The 6,741-nt window shown below is 49.0% G+C and carries 8 protein-coding genes and 3 pseudogenes; 10 read left to right on the plus strand and 1 reads right to left on the minus strand.

Annotated features, from left to right (window positions below):
• The 6 genes and pseudogenes from WCC56_RS15100 to WCC56_RS15125 form a co-directional block, all read left to right on the plus strand.
• Positions 1 to 188 (plus strand): annotated as a pseudogene (locus WCC56_RS15100) (protein MobB); the annotation flags it as partial.
• A 60-nt stretch (positions 189 to 248) separates the two neighbouring features.
• Positions 249 to 485, plus strand: a complete 237-nt coding sequence (locus WCC56_RS15105; RefSeq protein ID WP_424693169.1) for an MbeD family mobilization/exclusion protein — start codon at positions 249 to 251, stop codon at positions 483 to 485.
• 148 nt (positions 486 to 633) lie between these two features.
• On the plus strand, positions 634 to 966 hold the full coding sequence (locus tag WCC56_RS15110) for a type II toxin-antitoxin system RelE/ParE family toxin (RefSeq protein ID WP_424693170.1): 333 nt from the start codon (positions 634 to 636) through the stop codon (positions 964 to 966).
• A 1-nt stretch (position 967) separates the two neighbouring features.
• Entirely contained in the window at positions 968 to 1,252 is a 285-nt protein-coding gene (gene nadS, locus WCC56_RS15115) for a NadS family protein (protein WP_265495206.1), read from the plus strand.
• Positions 1,253 to 1,443: 191 nt separating this feature from the next.
• Entirely contained in the window at positions 1,444 to 2,379 is a 936-nt protein-coding gene (locus WCC56_RS15120) for a replication initiation protein (RefSeq protein ID WP_424693171.1), read from the plus strand.
• 96 nt (positions 2,380 to 2,475) lie between these two features.
• A complete protein-coding gene (locus WCC56_RS15125; protein ID WP_424693172.1) occupies positions 2,476 to 3,153 on the plus strand; it encodes a glutathione S-transferase family protein in 678 nt (225 codons plus the stop codon).
• A 210-nt stretch (positions 3,154 to 3,363) separates the two neighbouring features.
• Here WCC56_RS15125 and WCC56_RS15130 read toward each other — a convergent pair.
• A pseudogene (locus WCC56_RS15130) lies at positions 3,364 to 3,528 on the minus strand (IS630 family transposase); the annotation flags it as partial.
• Between the two features lie 247 nt (positions 3,529 to 3,775).
• On the opposite strand from WCC56_RS15130, the gene WCC56_RS15135 reads away from it, so the two are divergent.
• The 4 genes and pseudogenes from WCC56_RS15135 to WCC56_RS15150 all read left to right on the plus strand — a co-directional run.
• Positions 3,776 to 5,113 (plus strand): methyl-accepting chemotaxis protein, encoded by a 1,338-nt coding sequence (locus WCC56_RS15135; RefSeq protein ID WP_424693173.1) that lies wholly within the window; start codon positions 3,776 to 3,778, stop codon positions 5,111 to 5,113.
• A 276-nt stretch (positions 5,114 to 5,389) separates the two neighbouring features.
• Positions 5,390 to 5,716: a MobC family plasmid mobilization relaxosome protein gene (locus WCC56_RS15140; protein ID WP_424693174.1), complete on the plus strand. Its 327-nt coding sequence runs from the start codon at positions 5,390 to 5,392 to the stop codon at positions 5,714 to 5,716.
• A pseudogene (locus WCC56_RS15145) lies at positions 5,619 to 6,023 on the plus strand (hypothetical protein); the annotation flags it as partial. The gene WCC56_RS15140 and the pseudogene WCC56_RS15145, both read left to right, overlap by 98 nt.
• Positions 6,024 to 6,393: 370 nt before the next feature.
• Positions 6,394 to 6,741, plus strand: a 348-nt coding sequence (locus WCC56_RS15150) for an MbeB family mobilization protein (RefSeq protein WP_424693175.1), incomplete at its 3' end; no start/stop codon positions are given.

The raw sequence follows: 6,741 nt of genomic DNA on the forward strand, positions 1-6,741 counted from the left end.
TGAGCGATATCGACGGCTACAGCCAGCAGCTGACGAGCCTGAAAGCGAAAAGCGGCGCGGGGGTGACGATCTACAGCGACGACAGCCAGAAGAACGGCTATCTGGTGGTGCTGCCGGTGAAAGCGCATGGCGTGGAAACCTACACCTCAACGGCGGGCAACACGGTGGTGAGGTACACGGCGAAATAACCCTGCCAGAAGGCCATGAAACGCCACTGAACGATTTCTACCTACAGGACACAGAAAACCATGACCGAGATGGAAAAACAGCTTCTGAGCGCATTAGAGAGCTTACAGGCCAGCTACGAGCAACAGCATCAGGCGTGGCAGGAAAGCTACAGCAGTTTGCAGCACATGTTCGAGACTACTTCACAGGCGCTGAACCGGAGCGACAGGGTGTGTCAGCACTTGAGCAGTCAGGTGAACAGCTTGCGCGGGCAGGTCGAGAGCTTGAGCAACAATGTCAGCCGGTTGATGCGTTCGTAAAACAGCTTGAGCTCGAGCTCAAGCTGGAAAGGCAGCACACCCGTTATCATGGCCCGTCGATGTAACCCCGTTAATGGGAGACCACAGCAGTAGACGCATTAACATAATGGTGTACAATGTACTCTAATAATTCAAAGGGAATGACGCAGTGAGCCATGCGATAGAGTTTATCGAAACGCCGATGTTTACCCGTCAGATAAAGCAAATCGCCACGGACGACGAGCTCAAAGAACTCCAGAAAGCACTGATTGAATCGCCCGACAAAGGCGATCTCATCAGGCAGACCGGTGGCCTGCGAAAAATCAGAATGGCGACAGGCATCCAGGGGAAAAGCGGCAGTGCGCGGGTGATCTACCTTCTGGCCACTGACGAGATTATCTATCTGGTGATGGCCTACCCGAAAAGCATCAAAGACAGCCTGACAGATGCCGAAAAAGCCGACCTGAAAAAGCTGACGAAACTACTGAAAGACGAGGTGTAGCATGAGTTTTTTTGACGAACTGAAAGCGTCTCTGGAGGAAGCCGTCGAGATCAAAAACGGCGTTAAAGCGCCAGCCCGTGTCACGCGCTACGAACTGGCTGATGTGAAGGCCATTCGCGCCCAGCTGAACGTGACGCAGGATGAAATGGCGAAGGTGCTCGGAACGAGCCTCGACACCATTAAAAGCTGGGAGGCTGGAAGACGTAACCCGACCGGACTGGCGGCGAAGGTGCTGGCGACTATACAGGCCAACCCTAAATTCTTTCAGGAACTTGCCTCACATTAAGGCTTTATGACGGAAGGATTCGACAGGAGCCGCCGTTCGCGTGTAACTTTAACGGCAGAAAAAACAAAGCCCCGGAAATCACGAGTCATCTTGGCGGAGTCGCGTGATTACCAGGGCCAGGCACAAAACCTAAGAAGGATATTAGCACATGCAGAGTGCAAGACAACAGCCCGCCATAAGCGCTGGCATGAGTGACTAACCCAGCCCTCAACTTGTTCAACGACCGTTTACCGCACAAGCCGTACTTTTCGGACGATCCGCATTTTGGTGTACGCATCGCGGGAAAAGAGCGCGCTATTCTGGCGAAATACATCCAGTTCAACCAACCACATGCCATGTTTTGGCTCGGTTTTGACGTTGACCGCCTCGGTGCAGCGATAGACTGGAGCGATCGAAACGCCCCAGCCCCCACGCTGACCATCACCAACCCCGAAAATGGGCACGCGCACCTGCTCTATGCGCTGAAAACCTCAATACGCACCGCACCCGACGGAAAAATGAAGCCGCTGAAGTACGCCGCCGCCGTAGAGAATGCGCTACGTAAAAAACTGGATGCTGACGCGGGGTATTCGGGGTTAATCTGCAAGAATCCGAACCACGGGCACTGGAAGATTGCCGTCTGGCAGCCGGAACTCTACACACTGGACTGGCTGGCCGATTCGCTCAATCTGAACGCCGCGAACGACAAAAAAATCGTAGCCGACTACGGTTTAGGCCGTAACTGCACTCTCTTTGATAAGACCCGCAAGTGGGCTTATCGAGCTATCCGTCAGGGATGGCCGGAGTATGAACAGTGGCTGCAAGCCTGCTATGAGCGTGCCAATGCCTACAACTTGCAATTAGCTTCTCCTCTAGACGAAAACGAACTTATGGGGATAGCTAAAAGCATAGCTAAATGGACTAGTAAAAACTTCACATCATCTTCTTTTGCAGAATTTATTAAAAAAACCCATATTCCAGAAACCCAATCAAAGAGAGGCAAGGCTGGAGGATTAGTAAGTAAAGGCGGGGGGCGTAAGCCACAAAAAAATAGTGAAAGAAAATTAGAACCTTGGTTGTTTTTGGGGGTAAGTCGCTCCACTTACTATAGACGGAAAAAGCTAACAAATAATCATAACGCTGACTGATAAGAGGGATTTTCCTGAATAGCCAGCATGAAAAAATCATCTTATCTTGGAACCATAAGAGATAAGCAGAGAAACAATGCATACTAGGAGATAAATGTGCTGAAATTTTACTACCACCCCACCCCTAACCCACTAAAAGTAGCTCTTTTTCTCGAAGAGGCTGAATTGCCTTTTGAGCTGATTGCTGTCGATACTGCTAAAGGGGAACAACATAGCGCGGATTTCCGTACAATCAATCCTAATGGTAAAGTACCTGCTATAGAAGATGACGGCACTCGTATATTCGACAGCAATGCAATCTTGCTTTATCTCGCGGAAAAAAACGGAAAGTTTCTTGGCCACAGCTCTGAACGTGGTGAGTTATTGTCATGGCTGATGTTTATTGCATCTGGCTTAGGGCCTTTTTCTGGTCAATCAGTGCACTTTCAACGTGCTGCGCCAGAAAAAATAACCTATGCTCAAAACCGTTATTTGCGAGAGGCAGAGAGACATTACTCCGTACTAAATACCCATCTTAATAATCGTGAATTTATAGTTGGTGATGAATTTACGATTGCAGATATTTCTGCATGGGCTTGGGTTGATCGTGCTGACTTTGTATTAGGAGAGGGGCGATTAAGTGAATTCCCTGAAGTAGAACGTTGGTTCCAAACCATCAATTCCAGAAGTTCTGTTTCTCGTGTGCGCTTGATTGGAAAAGATATTGAATTCAAAACTCCAAATGACGACGAATCACGACGTATGCTCTACCCAAGTAACTATTCTACTACGTAACCTCTCTTCAAAGTTACGAAGTAATTAGTTGTTTTAGTGTTATTTTAAACTAGCATCTAGGAAGAATTTTTTTAATTTTTTCTAGATGATTTTTATATTAATGTATTTTTTAATAGTTGGTGCGAGTGCCACAATTAAATTAATTTTTTATGGCTTTTTTATAAATAATTGCTATTTTTTTTGGCCCCCAAAAACGCTAAATAGCTGCGCCTAATACCGATACACTTTTGCCAGACCATGTTTACCTCCGGGGAATGGGCTGACGGTTTCCATAAAATGGTGGACCTTTCTCAGCAATTGCCACATCGAACGGAATTGATGGTTCCGCGTGATTGTATCGTGAAGCACCTGCCATAAATGCTCAACGTGGTTCAGTCCGTTTGGTGATGTGAGATATTTGGCGATTGATCAGATCGCACAATCCGGGCTGAGTTCCCTCAAAGTGATCTACTATTACGCGCAGCTATTTAGGACTTAGGAGATTAACTACCTACCAACGCGGCCTAGCCAAAAAGAAAATCATGTTTTTGTCAATACCATAAAAAAATATCACAGTAATTTGTAATTACTGATTCAGAAATGCCGATAACTACACCACTTGTAATCTCACCAGGTAAAAATAATGCGCTTCAATTTCCTTAAAAATATTAATTTTTTCCTTAACCGAAGACGGGCTCAAAATTTATCAGCTTCTTTTATTGCGCTTAGTCAAGCAATGCCTGTTATTGAATTCAGTCCATCGGGCATCATTCAAAAGGCTAGTCCACTTTTTCTTAAAACTATGGGGTATAAGCATGAAGAAATAGTGGGGCGTCATCACAGCGTGTTATGTCAACCTTCGCTTGTGAATTCACCCGAATATAAACGATTCTGGGAACGCCTGGCTGCAGGTGAGAACTTCAGTGATAAATACCTGCGTTTGGCAAAAGGAAAACGTCCTGTTTGGCTTGAGGCTAGCTATATCCCAGTGACTGACAAAAGAGGCAGGGTGTTTAAGATCATCAAGATAGCCTCTGATATCACCTCGCGTATGCAGTACGCGCTTGAGCAGGAATCTATCATCAACGCTATCAATCGATCCATGGCTATTATTTCGTTCAGTCCCGCCGGTGAAGTGCTTCACGCTAACGACAACTTTTTGAAAACAACTGGTCACCGGATCGATGAAGTGTTAGGACAGCATCATCGGATCTTCTGTTCAGAAACATTGTATGAAAGCGATGAATATCGACAGTTCTGGTTAATGTTGAATCAAGGAGAGTTTTTCTCTGGTAAATTTCCACGACTTGATCGGAGCGGTAGAACCGTTTGGCTCCGGGCAACCTACAACCCCATCTTTAACAGCGATGGTCAGTTATACAAAATAGTTAAATTTTCTTCCGACGTGACTGATGAGGTTTTTCGCAATCAGCGGGAGCATGACGCTGCTGTACATGCGTGGGATATGGCTATTCAGACTAAAAAAAGTGCGCAGACTGGTGCAGATGTTATTGATGACAGTATACGGACGATTGACAGAATTGCGGAAGACATGAGAGTTGTATCAGCTGGCATATCGCGCCTTAACAGTCAGTCTGACAGCATTGACGGGATAGTCGGAACGATCAGAAACTTTGCTATTCAGACCCGCCTCATAGCCCTAAACGCTGCTATTGAGGCTGCGCGAGCTGGGCCCGCGGGCCGAAGTTTTGCGGTCGTTGCTGCCGAAGTGCGGAATTTGGCAGCAAATGTCAGCACGGCTACTGAAGAAATCGAACTAGTTATAGTCGAGAATAATCATTTGGCTAAAGAGGTTTTAAAGGACATAAAAGGCAGTATTAATAACACTGCTCAAGGGGTAGCGCTGATGCGCAAAGCTGGTGAGGTGATTATCAGCATTCAAAACGATTCAGAACGCGTAGAGAGCGCAGTTCGGGATGTTGTTGACACTACAACACCGACACAGAATAAAGCTAATTAGCGTTGACACCATAACAAGCCTATATCAGATAACAGCCCTCTTGCGTTGACACCATAACAAGCCTATATCAGATAACAGCCCTCTTCCAGAGAGGGCTTTTTTTTGCAGCGAGGATATAACCTGACATACTATATCTACCCCAAGCCAGTACACACAGCGTCCCCTCTACGAGGTACCGTCTGTGACTGGTTCAGGGGGCTCGCCGCCCCCGAAACCCCGGGCATCCACTGCGCAACTTTCGCACTTTGGGTGCGAATATTTCTCAGCGGAGTGAGAATGGACAAGCGCACGAAAGAGATCAAAATCCGGCTCACTGACTCAGAGCATCAGCGTCTGATTGACCGGTGTGACCGAACTCATCTTGCCGAATGGCTACGTCAGCTTGGTCTGGGAGAACACACCGCCAGAAAGCGCCGTCTGCCTGACGTTGAACCCGAACTGCTGCGACAGGTCAGCGGAATAGGCAATAACCTCAACCAGATCGCCCGCCGCCTTAATCAGCTTGATGGCCTTAACCCCACTGACCGCGTTTCCCTGCTTGCGGTGCTCAACAGCCTCGACCGCCAGCTCGGTGAGCTGCTGGAGCAGCATCGTGATCGTTAAAATTCACTCACGTGGTGCCGGTTCGGGCAGTGGTCCGGTTGATTACCTGCTTGGTAAGGATCGCCAGCGTGACGATGCCCGTGTGCTTCGTGGCGACGCTGAACGTACCCGCGAGCTGATTGACAGCTGTGACTTTGCCCGTGCTTATACGTCCGGCGTGCTGTCCTTTCAGGAGGCCGACATTGCAGAGACTGAAAAGGCGCGGCTGATGGATGAATGGGAACAGACACTGATGACCGGTCTCGACAAAGACCAGTACGCCTGTCTGTGGGTTGAGCATCAGGATAAAGGCCGCCTCGAGCTGAACTTCGTGATCCCGAACATCGAATTACAGAGTGGGAAACGTCTGCAACCCTATTTCGACCGCGCCGACCGTCCCAGGGTCAACGCCTGGCAGACGCTAACTAATGACCGGCTCGGACTGCGTGACCCCAATGACCCCGCCTATCGTCGCCCACTGACGCAGGCCAGCGATCTGCCGCGTGACAAACAGCAGGCAGCGGAAAAGCTGACCGCCGGCCTGATGAACCTGATGGCACAAGGCGTCATACGCAGCCGGCAGGACGTGGTGGAACAGCTTGAAAACATCGGTCTCACCGTGGCGCGGGAAACCAAAAGCAGCATCAGTATTGCCGACCCGTCCGGCGGCAGAAATATCCGGCTTAAAGGATTGATTTATGAGCGAGATTTTAAATTTGGCGCAGACCTTCGAGGAGAAATCGAAGCAGCAAGCGCAGGATACCGAGCAGAGCGTGAAGCGCGAGTTCGGGAGGCTGGAAACGTCTATCAGCGCGGAACTGCAATCAAGCTCGCAGAGCATCAGCAACGCTATCCGCGAGCAGAACGGCAGGCTGACGGGCATGATCAGAGCCACGGCCACCACCGCGATGATCTGGATAGTGGTCTGCGCCGCGCTCCTGATTGGCATCCTGAGCGGGATAATCTGGTTTCAGATGCAGGTCATCAGCTCACGCCTGAGCGATATCGACGGCTACAGCCAGCAGCTGACGAGCCTGAAAGCGAAA

Origin of the sequence: Erwinia sp. (assembly GCF_049696395.1) — a bacterium.
Classification (GTDB): Bacteria; Pseudomonadota; Gammaproteobacteria; order Enterobacterales; family Enterobacteriaceae; genus Erwinia.